The organism is Halomonas sp. M1 (genome assembly GCF_029581375.1).
Classification (GTDB): Bacteria; Pseudomonadota; Gammaproteobacteria; order Pseudomonadales; family Halomonadaceae; genus Vreelandella.
In genome coordinates, this window is record NZ_CP121119.1 from 1,881,353 (window position 1) to 1,898,783 (window position 17,431).

Annotated in this window: 13 protein-coding genes and 3 rRNA genes; 8 read left to right on the plus strand and 8 right to left on the minus strand. The window is 54.6% G+C overall.

What is annotated here, in order from left to right:
• Positions 1-118 precede the first annotated feature (118 nt).
• From rrf to tyrS, 4 genes are all read right to left on the minus strand, one after another.
• Positions 119-234 (minus strand): 5S ribosomal RNA (gene rrf, locus P8S54_RS08590).
• Between the two features lie 115 nt (positions 235-349).
• Positions 350-3,235: ribosomal RNA gene (locus P8S54_RS08595) — 23S ribosomal RNA — on the minus strand.
• 295 nt (positions 3,236-3,530) lie between these two features.
• Positions 3,531-5,059: ribosomal RNA gene (locus P8S54_RS08600) — 16S ribosomal RNA — on the minus strand.
• Together the 16S, 23S and 5S rRNA genes form the textbook arrangement of a ribosomal RNA operon.
• Before the next feature lie 465 nt (positions 5,060-5,524).
• Positions 5,525-6,724: a tyrosine--tRNA ligase gene (tyrS, locus tag P8S54_RS08605; RefSeq protein WP_281441391.1), complete on the minus strand. Its 1,200-nt coding sequence runs from the start codon at positions 6,722-6,724 to the stop codon at positions 5,525-5,527.
• A 118-nt stretch (positions 6,725-6,842) separates the two neighbouring features.
• Here tyrS and P8S54_RS08610 point away from each other — a divergent pair, with 118 nt between their 5' ends.
• Positions 6,843-7,982 carry an anhydro-N-acetylmuramic acid kinase gene (locus P8S54_RS08610; RefSeq protein ID WP_281441392.1) on the plus strand — a complete coding sequence of 380 codons (1,140 nt, stop codon included), beginning with the start codon at positions 6,843-6,845 and terminating at the stop codon, positions 7,980-7,982.
• Between the two features lie 24 nt (positions 7,983-8,006).
• On the opposite strand, the gene P8S54_RS08615 is transcribed toward P8S54_RS08610, so the two are convergent.
• The gene (locus P8S54_RS08615) at positions 8,007-9,170 is read right to left on the minus strand and encodes a PilT/PilU family type 4a pilus ATPase (protein ID WP_281441393.1); all 1,164 of its coding nucleotides are present in this window, start codon (positions 9,168-9,170) and stop codon (positions 8,007-8,009) included.
• A gap of 3 nt (positions 9,171-9,173) precedes the next feature.
• On the minus strand, positions 9,174-10,217 hold the full coding sequence (locus P8S54_RS08620) for a type IV pilus twitching motility protein PilT (protein ID WP_281441394.1): 1,044 nt from the start codon (positions 10,215-10,217) through the stop codon (positions 9,174-9,176).
• 34 nt (positions 10,218-10,251) lie between these two features.
• Between P8S54_RS08620 and P8S54_RS08625 the strand changes: the two genes are divergently transcribed.
• From P8S54_RS08625 to P8S54_RS08650, 6 genes are all read left to right on the plus strand, one after another.
• Positions 10,252-10,947 carry a YggS family pyridoxal phosphate-dependent enzyme gene (locus P8S54_RS08625; RefSeq protein WP_281441395.1) on the plus strand — a complete coding sequence of 232 codons (696 nt, stop codon included), beginning with the start codon at positions 10,252-10,254 and terminating at the stop codon, positions 10,945-10,947.
• An 87-nt stretch (positions 10,948-11,034) separates the two neighbouring features.
• Positions 11,035-11,859 carry a pyrroline-5-carboxylate reductase gene (gene proC / locus P8S54_RS08630; protein ID WP_281441396.1) on the plus strand — a complete coding sequence of 275 codons (825 nt, stop codon included), beginning with the start codon at positions 11,035-11,037 and terminating at the stop codon, positions 11,857-11,859.
• 29 nt (positions 11,860-11,888) lie between these two features.
• A complete protein-coding gene (locus P8S54_RS08635) occupies positions 11,889-12,482 on the plus strand; it encodes a YggT family protein (RefSeq protein WP_009101452.1) in 594 nt (197 codons plus the stop codon).
• Positions 12,483-12,548: 66 nt separating this feature from the next.
• Positions 12,549-13,757 carry a homoserine O-acetyltransferase gene (locus P8S54_RS08640; RefSeq protein ID WP_281441397.1) on the plus strand — a complete coding sequence of 403 codons (1,209 nt, stop codon included), beginning with the start codon at positions 12,549-12,551 and terminating at the stop codon, positions 13,755-13,757.
• Entirely contained in the window at positions 13,757-14,350 is a 594-nt protein-coding gene (metW, locus tag P8S54_RS08645) for a methionine biosynthesis protein MetW (protein WP_281441398.1), read from the plus strand. Before P8S54_RS08640 ends, metW begins: the two co-directional genes overlap by 1 nt.
• Before the next feature lie 35 nt (positions 14,351-14,385).
• Entirely contained in the window at positions 14,386-14,835 is a 450-nt protein-coding gene (locus P8S54_RS08650; RefSeq protein ID WP_009101446.1) for a DUF4426 domain-containing protein, read from the plus strand.
• Between the two features lie 3 nt (positions 14,836-14,838).
• Here P8S54_RS08650 and sfsA read toward each other — a convergent pair whose 3' ends face one another.
• A complete protein-coding gene (gene sfsA / locus P8S54_RS08655; protein ID WP_281441399.1) occupies positions 14,839-15,567 on the minus strand; it encodes a DNA/RNA nuclease SfsA in 729 nt (242 codons plus the stop codon).
• Positions 15,564-16,724 carry an aminotransferase class I/II-fold pyridoxal phosphate-dependent enzyme gene (locus tag P8S54_RS08660; protein WP_281441400.1) on the minus strand — a complete coding sequence of 387 codons (1,161 nt, stop codon included), beginning with the start codon at positions 16,722-16,724 and terminating at the stop codon, positions 15,564-15,566. The genes sfsA and P8S54_RS08660 overlap by 4 nt, the downstream gene beginning before the upstream one ends.
• Before the next feature lie 213 nt (positions 16,725-16,937).
• Here P8S54_RS08660 and dksA point away from each other — a divergent pair, with 213 nt between their 5' ends.
• Positions 16,938-17,375 carry an RNA polymerase-binding protein DksA gene (gene dksA / locus P8S54_RS08665; RefSeq protein WP_009101440.1) on the plus strand — a complete coding sequence of 146 codons (438 nt, stop codon included), beginning with the start codon at positions 16,938-16,940 and terminating at the stop codon, positions 17,373-17,375.
• Positions 17,376-17,431 lie beyond the last annotated feature (56 nt).

Below are 17,431 nucleotides of genomic sequence, written 5' to 3' on the forward strand. Positions count from 1 at the left end.
CAGCCCTACTGCTGCTCGCAGTAGGGCTTTTTATTTGCGGCTAACTAATATTTAACTAATATTTCCAATCAAAAAAAATCCCCCAAGGCATCAGCCCTGGGGGATTTTTCGTATAAGTGCCTGACGATGACCTACTCTCGCATGGGGAGACCCCACACTACCATCGGCGCTAAGCGGTTTCACTGCTGAGTTCGGCAAGGGATCAGGTGGTTCACGCTCGCTATGGTCGTCAGGCGTAACTGGCGATGTATATCATGCTGACGTGTTTGTGTGCGTCTCTATCAAGCCCTGGGCTTGATGCGCGTATCCGGTTCTCGTTACTACTACGACCAGACCCCTTGGGTGTTATAGGGTCAAGCCTCACGGGCCATTAGTACACGTTAGCTCAACGCCTTGCAGCGCTTCCACACCGTGCCTATCAACCAGCTGGTCTCGCTGGGCCCTTTAGGAGGATCAAGTCCTCGGGGATGTCTCATCTTGAAGGGGGCTTCCCGCTTAGATGCTTTCAGCGGTTATCCTGTCCGACCATAGCTACCCGGCAATGCCACTGGCGTGACAACCGGAACACCAGAGGGTCGTCCACTCCGGTCCTCTCGTACTAGGAGCAGCTCTTCTCAAACATCCAACGCCCACGGCAGATAGGGACCGAACTGTCTCACGACGTTCTAAACCCAGCTCGCGTACCACTTTAAATGGCGAACAGCCATACCCTTGGGACCGACTTCAGCCCCAGGATGTGATGAGCCGACATCGAGGTGCCAAACACCGCCGTCGATGTGAACTCTTGGGCGGTATCAGCCTGTTATCCCCGGAGTACCTTTTATCCGTTGAGCGATGGCCCTTCCATACAGAACCACCGGATCACTAGAACCTGCTTTCGCACCTGCTCGACGTGTCTGTCTCGCAGTCAAGCACCCTTATGCTCTTGCACTCACTGCACGATGTCCGACCGTGCTGAGGGTACCTTCGTGCTCCTCCGTTACTCTTTGGGAGGAGACCGCCCAGTCAAACTACCCACCACACACTGTCCTCGATCCGGATAACGGACCTGAGTGAGAACGCCAATGATGCCAGGCTGGTATTTCAAGGTTGGCTCCACTCGAACTGGCGTCCGGGTTTCAAAGCCTCCCAGCTATCCTACACAGGCAACATCAGCGTCCAGTGTGAAGCTATAGTAAAGGTTCACGGGGTCTTTCCGTCTAGCCGCGGGTACACCGCATCTTCACGGCGATTTCAATTTCACTGAGTCTCGGGTGGAGACAGCGTGGCCATCATTACGCCATTCGTGCAGGTCGGAACTTACCCGACAAGGAATTTCGCTACCTTAGGACCGTTATAGTTACGGCCGCCGTTTACCGGGGCTTCAATCAAGAGCTTCGTCCGAGGACTAACACCATCATTTAACCTTCCGGCACCGGGCAGGCGTCACACCCTATACGTCCTCTTACGAGTTAGCAGAGTGCTGTGTTTTTACTAAACAGTTGCAGCCACCTGGTATCTTCGACCGGTTCGGGCTTAGAGAGCAAGTCTCATCACCCTACGCCGGCGTGCCTTCTCCCGAAGTTACGGCACCATTTTGCCTAGTTCCTTCACCCGAGTTCTCTCAAGCGCCTTGGGATCTCACCCTGACCACCTGTGTCGGTTTGGGGTACGGTCGCACATGATCTGAAGCTTAGAGGCTTTTCCTGGAAGCGTGGCATCAGTGACTTCCTGACCGTGGTCAGTTCATCTCGTGTCTCGGCTTTAAGGTGCCGGATTTTCCTAGCACCTCGGCCTACTCACTTTCACCAGGACAACCAACGCCTGGCTCACCTAGCCTTCTCCGTCCCCCCATCGCAATCATGTCCGGTACGGGAATATTGACCCGTTTCCCATCGACTACGCCTTTCGGCCTCGCCTTAGGGGCCGACTCACTCTGCTCCGATTAGCGTCGAACAGAAACCCTTGGTCTTCCGGCGAGGGAGTTTTCACTCCCTTTATCGTTACTCATGTCAGCATTCGCACTCGTGATACCTCCAGCGAACTTCTCAATTCACCTTCATCGGCTTACACGACGCTCCTCTACCGCTCACACCTAAGTGTGAACCCGTAGCTTCGGTACCTGGTTTAGCCCCGTTACATCTTCCGCGCAGGCCGACTCGACTAGTGAGCTATTACGCTTTCTTTAAAGGATGGCTGCTTCTAAGCCAACCTCCTAGCTGTCTGAGCCTTCCCACATCGTTTCCCACTTAACCAGGATTTGGGGACCTTAGCTGACGGTCTGGGTTGTTTCCCTTTTCACGACGGACGTTAGCACCCGCCGTGTGTCTCCCACGCTGTACTCACCGGTATTCGGAGTTTGCCTCGGGTTGGTAAGTCGGGATGACCCCCTAGCCGAAACAGTGCTCTGCCCCGGCGGTAATACGTGAGGCGCTACCTAAATAGCTTTCGAGGAGAACCAGCTATCTCCGAGCTTGATTAGCCTTTCACTCCGATCCACAAGTCATCCAAATCTTTTTCAACAGATCCTGGTTCGGGCCTCCAGTTGATGTTACTCAACCTTCACCCTGCTCATGGATAGATCGCTCGGTTTCGGGTCTATATCCAGCGACTGTGTCGCCCAGTTAAGACTCGGTTTCCCTACGGCTCCCCTAAACGGTTAACCTCGCCACTGAATATAAGTCGCTGACCCATTATACAAAAGGTACGCAGTCACAGAACAAGTCTGCTCCTACTGCTTGTACGCACACGGTTTCAGGATCTATTTCACTCCCCTCTCCGGGGTTCTTTTCGCCTTTCCCTCACGGTACTGGTTCACTATCGGTCAGCCAGGAGTATTTAGCCTTGGAGGATGGTCCCCCGTCTTCAGTCAAGGTTTCTCGTGCCCCGACCTACTCGATTTCACATGATCAGATTTTCGACTACGGGGCTATCACCCGCTACGGCCGCGCTTCCCAGCGCGTTCGTCTAATCAGTCACATGCTTAAGGGCTGGTCCCCGTTCGCTCGCCGCTACTAGGGGAATCTCGGTTGATTTCTTTTCCTCAGGGTACTTAGATGTTTCAGTTCCCCTGGTTCGCCTCTTACGCCTATATATTCAGCGTAAGATACTCAGCTTATGCTGAGTGGGTTTCCCCATTCAGAAATGCCCGGGTCACAGGTTGTTTGCCACCTCGCCGAGCCTTATCGCAGGCTACCACGTCTTTCATCGCCTCTGGCTGCCTAGGCATCCACCGTGTGCGCTTAATTGCTTGACCCTATAACCCGAAGGAGTCTGGGGTTCGCAATAATAACGATTGCCGGATACGCTTGAGACGTATCACAAAACAATTACGTATAAACACTTCTACGAAGTGTTTATGTCAGCATGATATACATTGTTAAAGAGCGACTGCTATAAGCAGTGATAAACGAATCGTATTTTCAACATCAAAAGAAAAAGAAAGGTCTTTTCTTCTTTTTTAGTGTGAAAGAGCGTTTATCACTGCTCATCAACAGCATTCTGATCAGGTAATTCATTGTGAGCGCTTACCGCGAGGATAATGCATCGTTTAAGGAGGTGATCCAGCCGCAGGTTCCCTACGGCTACCTTGTTACGACTTCACCCCAGTCATGAACCACACCGTGGTGATCGCCCTCTTGCGTTAGGCTAACCACTTCTGGTGCAGTCCACTCCCATGGTGTGACGGGCGGTGTGTACAAGGCCCGGGAACGTATTCACCGTGACATTCTGATTCACGATTACTAGCGATTCCGACTTCACGGAGTCGAGTTGCAGACTCCGATCCGGACTGAGACCGGCTTTTCGGGATTAGCGCACTCTCGCGAGTTGGCAACCCTTTGTACCGGCCATTGTAGCACGTGTGTAGCCCTACTCGTAAGGGCCATGATGACTTGACGTCGTCCCCACCTTCCTCCGGTTTGTCACCGGCAGTCTCCTTAGAGTTCCCGCCATTACGCGCTGGCAAATAAGGACAAGGGTTGCGCTCGTTACGGGACTTAACCCAACATTTCACAACACGAGCTGACGACAGCCATGCAGCACCTGTCTCTGCGTTCCCGAAGGCACCAAGTGATCTCTCACAAGTTCGCAGGATGTCAAGAGTAGGTAAGGTTCTTCGCGTTGCATCGAATTAAACCACATGCTCCACCGCTTGTGCGGGCCCCCGTCAATTCATTTGAGTTTTAACCTTGCGGCCGTACTCCCCAGGCGGTCGACTTATCGCGTTAACTTCGCCACAAAGTGCGCTAGGCACCCAACGGCTGGTCGACATCGTTTACGGCGTGGACTACCAGGGTATCTAATCCTGTTGCTACCCACGCTTTCGCACCTCAGTGTCAGTGTCAGTCCAGAAGGCCGCCTTCGCCACTGGTATTCCTCCCGATCTCTACGCATTTCACCGCTACACCGGGAATTCTACCTTCCTCTCCTGCACTCTAGCTTGACAGTTCCGGATGCCGTTCCCAGGTTGAGCCCGGGGCTTTCACAACCGGCTTATCAAGCCACCTACGCGCGCTTTACGCCCAGTAATTCCGATTAACGCTTGCACCCTCCGTATTACCGCGGCTGCTGGCACGGAGTTAGCCGGTGCTTCTTCTGCGAGTGATGTCTTTCCTAGGGGTATCAACCCTAGGCGTTCTTCCTCGCTGAAAGTGCTTTACAACCCGAGGGCCTTCTTCACACACGCGGCATGGCTGGATCAGGGTTTCCCCCATTGTCCAATATTCCCCACTGCTGCCTCCCGTAGGAGTTCGGGCCGTGTCTCAGTCCCGATGTGGCTGATCATCCTCTCAGACCAGCTACGGATCGTTGCCTTGGTGAGCCATTACCTCACCAACTAGCTAATCCGACATAGGCTCATCCAATAGCGGGAGCCGAAGCCCCCTTTCTCCCGTAGGACGTATGCGGTATTAGCCTGGGTTTCCCCAGGTTATCCCCCACTATCGGGCAGATTCCTATGCATTACTCACCCGTCCGCCGCTCGTCAGCATCTAGCAAGCTAGATCTGTTACCGCTCGACTTGCATGTGTTAGGCCTGCCGCCAGCGTTCAATCTGAGCCATGATCAAACTCTTCAGTTTAAAATCATTGTGATGCTTGCTCGTTACTTAAGGACTAGCCGAAAGCAACAAAAGCGCATCAAACTTGGCTCAAGGTTCAAACGAATTCATTCAAACTTACGTTTTCATGACCGCTTGCCTTGATATTTGGTGATTTATCACCCTCATCGGCAAGCGCCCACATGAATTACCTGATCAAATTGTTAAAGAGCGTTTCGCTAACATAACCGGCTTGCCGTTGAACTGGCTTGCCTCAGCGAGGAAGGCGTATTCTACGCATTTCCTGGTGGTTGTCAACCGCTGTTTTTCAGTGGCTGAATTCAGCGAACGAGGCGAGCCGAACAACCGCTCTAACCTACTGACAAACCGAAGGTTTTCACCTTCACTCACCGCTGGCAACGCTTGGCGTCCCCGGCAGCGGATGCGTACCTTACGGATTCGCTGCCGTCTTGGCAAGGGCTTTAGAGAGAAAAATTATCAAAAAGTTCAAATAAGCGTCACACGGGCGTAACGCTTCTTGCCTGCCTGGATAACGTACACCTTGCCAGTCGCCAACATTGTGTCTTGAGCAACCACCTCGCCATCCACTTTGACACTGCCGTTTTTCAGCATATCTTTGGCCTGCGCGCTGTTCTTGGTGAGGCCAGAACGGTTGAGCACTGCTGCAATGGGTGCCTGCTCACTACCTTCGAAATCTACTTCTACCTCAGGCAGGTCTTCCGGCAATTCACCGTCAGCCAGTTGGTTACCCGCCGACTTGTGAGCATTCGCAGCGGCTTCATCCCCGTGGTAGCGGGCGATGAGTTCGCGGGCCAGCTCCATTTTCACATCACGAGGGTTCGCCCCCTGCTCAACACTCTGCTTAAGCGCTTCTATCTCTTCGTTGGATTTCAAAGAGAGCAGCTCGAAGTAGCGCCACATCAAACTGTCAGGCATAGAGACGAGCTTATTGAACATCGACCCTGGCGTTTCATCGACACCGACATAGTTGCCCAATGACTTGGACATCTTCTGCACGCCGTCCAAGCCTTCAAGCAGCGGCATGGTAATAACGACCTGCGGCTCTTGACCAAAATGCTTTTGAATTTCGCGGCCCATGAGTAGGTTGAATTTCTGGTCAGTACCACCCAGCTCCACGTCTGCCTCAAGGGCCACTGAGTCGTAGCCTTGCACGAGGGGGTAGAGGAATTCATGAATGGCAATTGGCTGATTAGCTTTATAGCGCTTTTCAAAATCATCGCGCTCAAGCATCCGAGCCACAGTGCTCTGCGCCGCTAACTCAATCATTTTGGCGGCAGTAAGTTCACCAAACCATTCAGCATTAAAACGCACCTCGGTTTTCTCAGGGTCGAGGATTTTAAATACCTGCTCTTTATACGTTTCCGCGTTGGCTTTTACATCGGCTTCGGTCAGCGGCTTACGCGTTACGTTTTTACCGGTAGGGTCGCCAATGCGCCCCGTAAAGTCACCAATGAGGAAGATAACCGTATGCCCCAGATCTTGGAACTGGCGCATTTTGGTCAATAAGACACTGTGCCCCAGGTGTAGATCAGGTGCGGTGGGGTCAAAGCCAGCCTTAATACGCAGCTTACGGCCAGAGGCCAGCTTCTTCTTCAGCTCGTCCTCAACCAGGATTTCGTGCGTACCCCGCGCTAGCAACGCTAGCGTCTGATCCACCTCACTCATTGCCTCTCTCCACGAAATGTGCGCTCTTTTAAGAGCCGCCAGATGATAAATAGCCGACGATGTTACCATGCCCAACGGTCTTGGTTGAGCCTTCAAATCGTTTCAAATGAGTCACCTTATGAAAACACCCGTTGCTTCGCCGCGTTACTATATTGGCTTGATGTCAGGCACTAGCTTGGATGGTGTTGATGCGGCCCTCGTCGCCATCGCACCCGACTCACAGCCTAAGTTGATGGGTACCCATGCAGCACCTATGCCAGAAACATTGCGATCGTTGCTGCTAACGCTGTGTCACGCAGAGCACGTGAGTTTTGCCAAATTAGCAGAGGCAGAAGCTGCGTTTTGTCAACTTCAAGCAAACGCCGTGAAAGCACTACTGGCCCAGCAAAGCATGTCACCCCACCAAGTCAGCGCCGTTGGCAGCCATGGGCAAACCATAGAGCACGCCCCCCATGGCCATCATGGCGGCCCTGCCTACACACTACAGCTTGATAACCCAAGCCTTTTAGCAGAATTAACCGACTGTACCGTTGTGGCTGACTTTCGCCGCCGCGATTTAGCCGCAGGCGGTCAGGCCGCGCCGCTCGCTCCCGCGTTCCATCAAGCACTCTTTGGTCGCCAAGCGGGTGAGCAGTTGATTTTAAACCTAGGTGGTTTTGCCAATATAACGTGGCTACCCAGCGACTCTGCCAAGCCCGTGGTCGGTTTTGATACAGGACCGGCGAATGTACTGTTAGATGCATGGTTCGCAAAGCACCACCCAGGGCGCTTTGATAACAACGGCAACTGGGCCGCCAGCGGCAACGTCGATACCGCCCTCTTGGAACGCTTGCTTCAAGAACCTTTCTTCCATCAGCCGTCGCCGCGCAGCACTGGCCGAGAGCTATTTCATTTACCGTGGCTGGAAAACCAGCTAACTGGAAACGAAGCACCTCAAGATGTGCAGGCCACGCTGGCGGAACTAACCGCTGTCAGCGTTGCACAGGGCATTCAGCAACTGCCGCTAAGCCGCCAACGCACCACATTAATTACAGGCGGAGGGGGAGCGCATAATACGTATTTAATGAAGCGGCTCGCGTATCACTTTCCTAACGCAGCCCTTACGTCACCCAGCGCATACGGCTGGCCAGAGGACTGGATTGAAGCCGGCGCCTTTGCCTGGCTTGCCCACCAGCGCCTGAACCATTTGCCAGGCAACTTACCATCCGTTACCGGCGCCAGCGGCCCGCGAGTACTGGGCGGCGTGTATGCGCGTTAAGGTTGCGTTACCCGTTTTTGAGCATCAGTAATCATCCCCATCACGCAGCGCCAAATGGGGAGATATCTGCGCTGCCAACGGAGTGCCGCTGGCAGCCGCGTCGCCATGCTTGATCATCAGTCGTAAATCGTTTGCCGAGTCGGCATGGGCCAACGCTACCTGCTGGCTGATTTGCTCCGCTTGATAGAGCGCGTAGAGCGCTTGGTCGAAGGTTTGCATGCCTGCGTCTCGGGACGCTGCCATGGCCGACTTCAACTCGTCGATGCGGCCTTTGCGTATCAGATCCACCACGCGCGGTGACGAAAGCATAATCTCAATGGCCGCACAGCGACCGCCCTGCTGAGTAGGCAACAACTGCTGCGCCACCACCGCACGAAGGTTGAGCGATAAGTCCATCCGTATTTGCTCATGCCTTTCGTGAGGAAAGAAGTGGAGAATGCGCTCCAACGCTTGATTAGCATTGTTAGCGTGTAGCGTGGCAAGGCAAAGATGCCCTGTTTCAGCAAAGGTCAGCGCGTGCTCCATCGTTTCCCGGGTGCGCACCTCACCAATCAGAATCACGTCGGGCGCCTGGCGAAGCGTATTCTTGAGCGCCACTTCAAACGACTCTGTATCTACCCCCACCTCGCGCTGATTGACGATACCGCGCTGGTGCGGATGCAAATACTCAATAGGGTCTTCGATGGTGATGATATGCCCACCCACCGAGACGTTACGCTCTTGAATCATGGCTGCTAGCGTGGTCGATTTACCCGTGCCCGTTCCTCCCACCACCAGCACCAGCCCGCGCTTGGCGTTAGCGAGTTCAGCGAGCTGACTGGGCACACCCAGTGCCGAGAGTGTGGGAATTTCTTGAGCAATGCGGCGCACCACCATGGCAGGCTCATTACGCTGCTGAAAAGCGCTGACCCGAAAGCGGCCTTTTTGCTCAAGGCTTAGGGCGAAATTCGCCTCGTGCTCTAACGCAAACCGCTCACGCTGCATTTCGGGTATCGCATTGACCACCAGGCTGCGCACTTGGCTTGAGGAAAGCGGCTGCCGCCCCAGAGGCACTAACCCCTGAGGCGTTTTTAAGCTTGCCGGCGCGCCGACCGAAATCAGCAGGTCTGATGCCTGCTGCTCAACCATAATAGCCAGCAACTGATGCAACCACTGGGAGGCCGTTATACCGCTTTTCGGCTCGCTCATTACTTATTCATCCCCAAGTGAAAGCGTGCCTTTTGCCCGCGTCTGAGCGTCTTCCATACTCACCATGCCCTCTTTTACTAGCCTTGCAAGCGACGCGTTTAAGGTTTGCATGCCCAAGTTTCCGCCGGTTTGAATGGCCGAATAAATCTGTGCCACTTTATCTTCACGGATTAAATTGCGAACAGCGGCGGTGGCAATCAATATTTCGTGAGCCGCTACGCGCCCGCCGCCTTGGCGTTTTAGCAACGTTTGCGACACAACGGCCTGTAGCGACTCCGACAGCATTGAGCGCACCATGGATTTCTCTTCCCCTGGGAAGACATCAATAATTCGGTCGATGGTCTTTGCTGCAGAAGTAGTATGCAGGGTTCCAAACACTAGATGGCCTGTTTCAGCAGCGGTTAGCGCTAAGCGAATTGTTTCTAGGTCGCGCAGCTCACCTACTAAAATAACGTCCGGGTCTTCACGCAGGGCGCTGCGTAATGCGCTGTTGAAACTACGCGTGTCCCGGTGCACTTCGCGCTGATTGATCAGGCAACGCTTACTGGCATGAACAAACTCCACCGGGTCTTCAATCGTTAAAATATGCTCAAAGCGGTGGTCGTTGATGTAGTCAATCATCGCGGCAAGCGTGGTGCTTTTACCCGACCCTGTTGGCCCGGTAACCAGTACCAAGCCACGGGGCAGCATGGCTAAGCGCTCGAACACCTCGCCTAGGCCCAGGGCCTGCATCGAAAGCACTTCATTAGGGATAGTACGAAAAACCGCCCCAGCACCTCGCGCCTGGTTAAACGCATTGACCCGAAAACGCGCCACTCCTGGCACGTCAAAAGAGAAGTCGGTTTCCAAGTGTTCTTCGTAGTCGCGGCGCTGCTGATCGTTCATGATGTCGTAGATCAACCGCCGGACTTCGCTGTTATCCATCGCCGGTACATTAAGCCGACGAATATCGCCATCAACACGTATCATGGGCGGCAAACCCGCAGAAAGGTGCAGGTCCGATGCATTCTGCTTTGCCGAGAATGCCAGCAGTTCGGTAATATCCATCTCTCTTTTCCCAGCTGCGGTAAGGTGCTTGAGTATGACAGACATCGCACTCCCCGAGTCACTCGCCACTGCGCGTGAGCGTCTACACCGGGCGCTAAAAAACGCTGACCGCCCGCTTAACAGTGCGGCGTTGCTAGCGGTGAGCAAAACCAAACCGGCCTCACTGATCCGGCAGGCTTGGCAGCTTGGTCAGCGGGAGTTTGGTGAAAACTACCTCCAAGAAGCGCTGGAAAAACAGGCCGAGCTAGCCGACTTAGACGATATCGTGTGGCATTTCATCGGCCCATTACAGTCCAATAAAACTCGGTCAGTGGCAGAAAATTTTGCCTGGATGCATAGCGTCGAGCGCTTAAAAATCGCCAAGCGCTTAAGTGAACAGCGTCCAGAGCATCTCGCACCGCTCAATATCTGCCTACAGGTTAATATCAGCCGTGAGGCGTCTAAATCAGGCGTTATGCCCGAAGAGGTAGCAGCGCTTGCCCATGAGGTTGCTGCACTACCACGGCTTCAGCTGCGAGGCTTGATGGCAATTCCCGCCCCCGCTGATAGCCTCTCTGCACAACGGGCACCCTTTGCGGAGCTGCGCCAACTCCTCATAGAACTGCAATCCGCGCTCCCAGAGACGCCTCTGGACACGCTCTCCATGGGAATGAGCGATGATCTAGAAGCGGCCATTTTAGAGGGCGCCACTCTGGTACGCTTAGGAACGGCTATTTTTGGTGCCCGGTGAAGCGCTTAGTGCACTCTGATGGTACCAACCGTTACTCTTACAAACATTGCCGCTGAGTGCGGCCCATTTTCAATACAGGATACCCCTATGGCGAGCAAGATCACCTTCATTGGCGCAGGCAATATGGCCGGAGCCATTATCGGCGGCCTTATCGAAAGCGGCGTTGCCCCTTCAGACATTACCGCAACAGCACCTAACGAGAGCGAGCTTGCCTCATTAAAGCAGCGCCTAGGGGTAAATACCCAGACCGATAATAACGCTGCGGTTAAAGATGCCGATGTGGTCGTACTCGCAGTTAAACCGCAAATTATGCGCAACGTTTGTGACGCCATGAGCGAAAGCGTGCAACAGCAAGCTCCACTGGTTATTTCAATTGCCGCTGGCCTTGATGCCGACACTATTAACCAATGGCTAGGCGGTAACACTGCGCTGGTGCGCTGCATGCCCAATACCCCGTCGCTCGTCGGCATGGGCGCAAGCGGCCTGTACGCCAACAAGGCTGTTAGCGATGCTCAGCGCACGCTGGCTACCCAGCTTATGGAAGCGGTTGGCATTGTTGAGTGGGTGGAAGATGAACACCTGCTGGATGCGGTCACCGCTGTCTCTGGTAGCGCGCCGGCCTACTTCTTTTTAATGTTTGAGGCGATGGAAGAAGCCGCCGTCAAACTTGGCCTGCCTGCTGCCACTGCACGACGCCTAGCCATCCAAACTGCCTTAGGTGCTGCCACTATGGCGCAGCAGAGTGACAAAGACCCCGCCACGCTTAAACAAAATGTGATGTCGCCGGGGGGCACTACCGAACGCGCCATACAACACATGGAAGATGCGCAGCTGCGCACCACCATTGCCGATGCCATGCAAGCCTGCGCCGACCGCGCCCAGGCAATGGCCAAGGAACTCAGCGCAAGCTAAGCAAAATTTAACGCAACGGAGACGCAGCCATGGGCAACCAAGTGGGTAGTGCCGGGTTAATGCTAGTGAATACCCTGATCAACATTTATTTATTCTTACTGATGCTGCGCTTTCTACTGCAGGCGTCGCGAGCGGACTACTACAACCCGCTTAGCCAGTCGGTAGTCAAAATAACCCAGCCGGTTGTTGGCCTATTCCAAGGCTTTTTAGGCCCGGTGGGCGGGCGCTTTGATTTGGCAACGCTGGCGGCAGGCTTTGTGCTTAAAGTAGCCAGCATTATTGCCATCTTCATGGTGATTGGTATGGGTATGCCGCCCATCCCAGGGGTATTAATTGCAGGCGTTGCCGCGCTGGCAAATGCCATTTTGAAGATTTACTTCTTTGCCATGATCGTAATGATCATCCTGAGCTGGGTAGCGCCCAACGCCAGCCACCCTGGCGCACTACTGGTAATGCAGCTCGTTGAGCCCATTATGGCGCCTGTGCGTAAAGTTATTCCGCCTCTGGGAATGATTGACCTATCGCCGATCATCGTATTCATCGCCATTAACATTATAGATGGCTTAGTGGTGGGATCATTAATACGCGCTGCTGGCATGCCGGGGTCATTGGTAGGCCTTTAATTTTAACGCCAAGTTCAGCAGGACTTATTTTCAGTAGGACTTATTTTTGCAGGACTAGCGCTTTCGATGCCTGATTCAGACACTCTCGCGTTTAGCGAGCGGCCAGCAGACTCTGTTGGCCTTATCACGCCCCACGTCGCCAAGTTCGACACGCCGTTGTCGCTTGCCTGCGGCAAGGTGTTGCCAGAATACGAGCTTATTTATGAGACTTACGGCACGCTGAACGCCGAACGCACTAACGCGGTATTAATTTGCCATGCACTCTCAGGCCATCACCATGCGGCGGGATACCACAGCACCGATGACCGTAAACCCGGCTGGTGGGATGCTCACATTGGCCCTGGAAAATCCATCGACACCAACCGTTTTTTTGTGGTGTCGCTTAATAACTTAGGCGGCTGCCATGGCAGTACAGGGCCGGTGAGCCATAACCCGGAAACAGGCCGCCAGTGGGGGCCAGACTTCCCCATGGTCACCGTCAGCGACTGGGTAGCCAGCCAAGCACGCCTAGCCGACCGCCTTGGCATTACACGCTGGGCAGCAGCGGTGGGCGGCAGTTTAGGCGGCATGCAGGTGCTGCAGTGGGCGATTACCTACCCCGAGCGCATCGCCAACGCCGTAGTAATTGCAGCGACACCGCGGCTGTCTGCACAAAATATCGCCTTTAACGAGGTTGCCCGCCAAGCGATTCGCTCTGACCCTGAGTTTTTCGACGGCTGGTATGCCGAGCACGACACTGTACCTAAGCGAGGCTTAAAACTGGCACGTATGGTGGGGCATATCACCTATCTCTCAGAAGACGCTATGGGAAGCAAATTTGGCCGCGACCTGCGCAGTAATGATCTAAATTTTGGCTTTGATGTTGAGTTCCAGGTGGAGTCTTATTTACGCTACCAGGGTGATACCTTCTCTACCGCCTTTGATGCTAACACCTACCTGTTAATGACCAAGGCGTTGGATTACTTTGACCCCGCTGCCGCCCACGCAGGCGACTTAGCCAGCGCGCTAGCCCCTGCTCAATGCCCCTTCCTGATCGTTAGCTTTACCACCGACTGGCGCTTTCCGCCGTCTCGTTCCCGCGAATTAGTCGATTCCTTAACCCGCGCTGGCAAATCCGTCAGCTATGCCAATATCGAATCCCCTCACGGGCACGATGCATTCTTACTCCCCGAACCGCGTTATCACGCCCTGTTCAGCGCGTTTATGGGTCGCGTTGCCCACGAGCTAGCGATCCATGAAACGGCTCATGAAACGGCTAAAGAGGAGACACGATAATGCGCGCTGATTTAGAACTGATTTACGACTGGGTTCCCCAAGGGGCTCATGTATTAGACTTAGCCTGTGGCGATGGGCAGCTCCTGGAGCGCTTGGCGCAGGAAAAAAACGTCACTGGCTACGGGCTGGAAATCGACCCGGCAGGCATCACTCAGTGCGTTGCCCGTGGCGTTAACGTGATTGAGCATAACCTGGATGATGGTCTGGGTAGCTTTTGCGATAACAGCTATGATCAAGTCATCATGACCCAAGCGCTGCAGGCACTTCGGCGCCCCGATAAAATGCTGGATGAAATGCTACGGGTAGCAGAAGAGGGCATTATTACGTTTCCTAATTTTGCTTACTGGCGTCACCGCGTTCATCTTGGCTTGCGCGGCTACATGCCGGTTTCCAAGTCACTGCCTCACGCTTGGTACGACACCCCTAACATCCACTTATCAACCTTCAACGACTTTGAACACCTGTGCCGGGAAAAAGGGCTAGTGATTGTTGACCGTGCGGTGGGCGTTGGCGACCATCGAGGCCACTGGACGTCCAAATGGTGGCCTAACTTATTCGGTGAAATCGCGATTTTCAGGGTACGTCGCCGCTAAGCGCGGCTTAGATAAAATAGCAGGAGGAGCTTGCCATGTTGCGCAGCCTACTACTCAGCGTCAGCTTAGCTGCAACGCTAATGGTCACTACCAGCGCCAGCGCTGAGCAGTTCGTTCAGGTGGGTGACTACGAGATCCACTACAGCGCTGTAAGCACTAGCTTCCTGACACCGGACGTTGCTCAGGCACACAACATCCAGCGCAGCGCTAACCGCGGCCTGGTTAATGTGAGCGTACGTGAACGTAGGGACGACGGCAGCACTCGCCCAGTGAGTGCGGGCATACAGGGTTATGTCAGCGGCCTTACCGGCACCCAAGAGCCGCTGAGCTTTCGCACCGTGCACGACGGGGATGCGACCTATCACTTAGCCCCGTTCACCATGCGTCATGATGAGGCCATGCGTTTTGAACTCGACGTGCGCTACGACCGTAATGAATCGCCTGAATCGGTCAACTTTATCCAGCGTTTCTATATCGAGCGGTAAGCCCTACAGCCGAACCGGTAGCCGCCGCGTTAAGCGCACCGCGACCGGTTTTTCGGCGCTCCACTGTAGCGTAATGCCATAGGCCAACACCTCTACCCCCGCCTTCACCGCCTTGGCTAGCGCTGCCGCATAAACAGGGTCGATATGGGCAGCCGGTGCTACATCGGCAATACCCTCATGGGCGACGCAAAATAGCAGCACTGCCCGCTCGCCCTGCTCAGCAAGCGCTGTTAGCGTATGCAAATGCTTGGTACCTCGAACGCTTACCGAGTCGGGAAAGTAGCCTTGACCATCGGCTTCTTTCAGCGTTACCTGCTTTACCTCGACATAGGCCACACCGCGTTCTGGGTCGTCCAGACGAAAATCGAGCCGAGCATCATCAACGTTCACTTCCCGCTTGAGCGTTTGATAGCCCGCCAGTGGCGTAATATCGCCTGCCTCAATCGCCGCTTCCACAATACGATTTGCCCGCCCGGTATGCACCGAGGCCAACGCCGTGGTGCCATCTAACTGGGGCAACTCAATCCACTCCCAGGTCCAGGCCAGCTTGCGCTTTGGGTTGTCGCTGGGCGAAAGCCACACCCGACAGCCCGGCACATTGACGGCTTTCATTGAGCCAGTATTCGGGCAGTGGGCGACTACCTCTTGGCCACTTTGCAAACGTACATCCGCCAAAAAGCGCTTGTAGCGGCGCAGCAGTACGCCGGGCTCTAACCCCTCATAGGCGATCATAATCGACTCACAAAGCGGGCAATCCGCACCACAGCCTCCTGTAACCGCGCCACATCATTGGTGAAGGCAATGCGCACGTGGTGTTCACCGCCTTCAAGAGCAAAATCAATGCCAGGGGTAATAGCGACGTTTTCCTCTATCAGTAACCGCTCGCAAAACGCTTGGCTATCTCGGCTATAGCGGGAGATGTCTAGCCATAGATAAAATGCCCCTTGAGGAGGAAGATCGGGCGCTAGGCCCAGCTGCGCTAACCCATCAAGCAGCACTTGGCGGCGCTGCTTTAGCGTTGCACGGCGTTTTTCGAGAATGTCTCGGCATTCAGGCGTAAAGGCGGCAAGCGCGGCATGTTGGGAAGGCGTCGGCGCAGCCAGAAAAACGTTTTGCGCTAACCGGGTTAGCGGCTCTACCGCATGTTCCGGCGCCACCAGCCAGCCCAAGCGCCAGCCGGTCATGCCAAAGTATTTTGAAAAGCTGTTAACCACAAAGGCTTGATCAGAGAGCGATGTCGCAGACAACGGCGCATCGTCGTAATTTAAACCCTGATAAATCTCGTCAACGATGACATCGCCACCTCTGGCCGCTACCGTTTTAAAGACGGCCGTTAGCGCTTCTGCTCCTAGCGTGTGGCCGGTGGGATTCGACGGGCTTGCCAGCATCGCCAGCCGCGTTTTCTCTTGCCAGTGTTTCTCAATCAGCGGGGCGTTCAACTGCCAGCCGCTCTGGCGACCTACCGGTATGGCATCCACCTCCGCCCCTGCCAAGGCCATAAAATGGCGATTACAGGGATAGTTGGGGTCAGCCATAAGAACCCGGTCGCCGGTTTCTACCAATAGCTGGCTGGCCAACAGCAGCGCGCCTGATGCTCCAGGGGTTACCAGAATACGCGCCGGATCAACGCTGGCATTGAAGTGCTCGGCGTAGTGGCCTGCAATGGCTTCGCGCAGCGTCGCTAAACCAGCCGCCGGTGTATAGCGTGTTTTGCCTGTGGCCAGGGCTTGCTGGCCCGCCGCCACAACAGGCTCAGGCGTCGCAAAATCAGGCTCCCCCACCTCCAAGTGAATCACATCATGGCCTTGGGCCTCGCGGGCCTGAGCCATCTCCAATAAGTGCATCACGCGAAAGGGTGCGACATGACTCACGCGGGAATTCCAGGCCATAGTGTCTCCTTCACCTTATGTCCATAAAAACGCAGTTATAAAGGCCCAGTAGAGAAGCATGGGCGAGGCCAAATAAGCTGTAAGACCTTAGTATAAGACCGCTCATTATGCTTGCAACACGGTCAGTTTTCAGCTAAACAAGCATCCCTTTGGCGTGAGATCGTGACACACGCTCATGGTCGATCAGCAGTCACATACGTAAGGGGCACTCCCATGCCAGTAGCGGAAAAGAAACCGGAAGCGTCCAAGTCCTTCACCCCGTACGAGCCAGCGCCGGGTGAAGAGTATATGAACGAGAAGCAGCTTGCGCACTTTCGGCAGCTGCTCCTGGATTGGAAACAGGATCTCATGGAAGAGGTGGACCGTACTGTACGCCACCTGCAGGAAGACGCTAACAACTACGCCGACCCCGCTGACCGCGCTACCCAGGAAGAGGGCTTTAGCCTTGAACTGCGTACGCGGGATCGCGAGCGTAAGTTGCTGAAAAAAATTAACGAGACAATCGACAAAATCGATGAAGACGACTACGGCTTCTGTGAAGCGTGTGGCGTAGAAATCGGCATTCGTCGCCTTGAAGCTCGCCCCACGGCAACGCTGTGCGTTGATTGTAAAACACTGGCAGAGCTTAAAGAAAAACAGCTCGGCGGCTAATGTCGTCAGCGGTAAAGCACTAGACGCTACAATAAAAGCCGGGCACCTTTAGGGTG

Bases quoted from the DNA above. Each gene is read 5' to 3' on its own strand.
- tyrS (WP_281441391.1), bottom strand. From the start codon at position 6,724: ATGAGTGAGGTGGATCAGACGCTAGCGTTGCTAGCGCGGGGTACGCAC.
- P8S54_RS08610 (WP_281441392.1), top strand. From the start codon at position 6,843: ATGAAAACACCCGTTGCTTCGCCGCGTTACTATATTGGCTTGATGTCA.
- P8S54_RS08615 (WP_281441393.1), bottom strand. From the start codon at position 9,170: ATGAGCGAGCCGAAAAGCGGTATAACGGCCTCCCAGTGGTTGCATCAG.
- P8S54_RS08620 (WP_281441394.1), bottom strand. From the start codon at position 10,217: ATGGATATTACCGAACTGCTGGCATTCTCGGCAAAGCAGAATGCATCG.
- P8S54_RS08625 (WP_281441395.1), top strand. From the start codon at position 10,252: ATGACAGACATCGCACTCCCCGAGTCACTCGCCACTGCGCGTGAGCGT.
- proC (WP_281441396.1), top strand. From the start codon at position 11,035: ATGGCGAGCAAGATCACCTTCATTGGCGCAGGCAATATGGCCGGAGCC.
- P8S54_RS08635 (WP_009101452.1), top strand. From the start codon at position 11,889: ATGGGCAACCAAGTGGGTAGTGCCGGGTTAATGCTAGTGAATACCCTG.
- P8S54_RS08640 (WP_281441397.1), top strand. From the start codon at position 12,549: ATGCCTGATTCAGACACTCTCGCGTTTAGCGAGCGGCCAGCAGACTCT.
- metW (WP_281441398.1), top strand. From the start codon at position 13,757: ATGCGCGCTGATTTAGAACTGATTTACGACTGGGTTCCCCAAGGGGCT.
- P8S54_RS08650 (WP_009101446.1), top strand. From the start codon at position 14,386: ATGTTGCGCAGCCTACTACTCAGCGTCAGCTTAGCTGCAACGCTAATG.
- sfsA (WP_281441399.1), bottom strand. From the start codon at position 15,567: ATGATCGCCTATGAGGGGTTAGAGCCCGGCGTACTGCTGCGCCGCTAC.
- P8S54_RS08660 (WP_281441400.1), bottom strand. From the start codon at position 16,724: ATGGCCTGGAATTCCCGCGTGAGTCATGTCGCACCCTTTCGCGTGATG.
- dksA (WP_009101440.1), top strand. From the start codon at position 16,938: ATGCCAGTAGCGGAAAAGAAACCGGAAGCGTCCAAGTCCTTCACCCCG.